The 1,237-nt window shown below is 66.5% G+C and carries 1 protein-coding gene; it reads right to left on the bottom strand.

The window, feature by feature from the left end:
* Positions 1-11 precede the first annotated feature (11 nt).
* Positions 12-1,145, bottom strand: coding sequence for an IS630 family transposase (locus tag ABZ793_RS34685; protein WP_357465229.1), 1,134 nt, complete (start codon positions 1,143-1,145; stop codon positions 12-14).
* Positions 1,146-1,237: the final 92 nt, after the last annotated feature.

Genomic DNA, 1,237 nt, shown 5'->3' with positions numbered 1-1,237 from the left:
CTAGTGCCGCGTCAGGCAACGTTCGCCCTGTTGACTACCTGACGTAGGCGCTTGTCGGTGGCGTTCTTGTTCCGCCAGATGATGTAGCGGCGGATCATGCTGCCCTGCTGCTTATGGCTGGTGTGGTCGGTGCCGTCGAGGGCGAAGTAGCGCAGGGCGGTGAACTGGGCCTCGATGCGGTTGAGCCAGGAGCTGTTGGTCGGGGTGTAGGCGAGCTCGGCGTTGTTGGCCGCGGCCCAGTCCCCGACGCGGGTGTCCTTCTTGGTGCTCAGGTGTGGGGAGTAGTTGTCGAGCACGATCGCGATGCGGGTCTCGGGTGGGTGGAGACTGCGTAGGTAGCGGCAGAACTCCAGGAATCGCGTCCGGTGTTTTTTCGGCTTGATGTGGCCGTAGAGCCGGTCCGTGCTCAGGTCGTAGGCGGCGAAGAGGTGCCGAACGCCGTGCGGGCGGGTGTAGGTCGCTCGTCGGCGGGGCCGTGGTTGCCGGGTGGGGTCCTTGTGCCGTCCACCTCGTTCGGCCCACTGCCGCCCCGGATGAGGCTGGAGATTCAAGGGGCCGAACTCGTCGAGGCAGAACACGACGTCCGGCTCGCCGGTCTCGGGGATGACCTCGCCGTCGGCGATCGCGTAGAGGTGCTCGACGCGGGCCTTCTTGGCGGCGTAGTCCGGGTCGCGGGAGGTCTTCCAGGTCTTCACGCGTTGAAACGACACGCCCTCCTCGCGGAGCAGGACCCGCAGACCCTCGTGGCTGATGTCGTCGACCACCCCCTCAGCGACCAGGAAGTCGGCCAGCTTGGCCAGGCTCCAGGTCGAGAACGGCAAGCCGTGCTCGGCAGGCTTGGACTTGGTGATCTTCTTGATCTCCCGGCGTTCGGGCAGGGTGAACGTTCTCGGCCGGCCGCCTTTGTACTTGGGGTAGAGCGAGTCGAAGCCGTCGGCGTTGAAGTTGTGGATCACGTCCCGGACCCGGTCCGGGCTGGTGAACGTCACCTCGGCGATCTTCGCCACGGGCATGCCCTGCGCGGACAGCAGGATCATCTGCGCCCGCCGCCAGGTCACCACCGATCCGGTGCCCCGGCGGATGATCCGCAACAGGCGCTGTCCTTCGTCGTCGTCGATCTCGCGGACGCGTACTCGGTCTACCACCCGGACAGCCTGGCGACACCGCGCCGTCCGGACCAGCATCCGGACGGCGCGTCACGTCACGACAGGGCAAACGTTGCCTGATGCGGCACTAG

The organism is Micromonospora sp. NPDC047465 (genome assembly GCF_040643125.1).
Lineage (GTDB): Bacteria > Actinomycetota > Actinomycetes > Mycobacteriales > Micromonosporaceae > Micromonospora.
The sequence above is the reverse complement of the archived record's forward strand: the minus strand, read 5'-3'. Positions and strand labels throughout refer to the sequence as shown.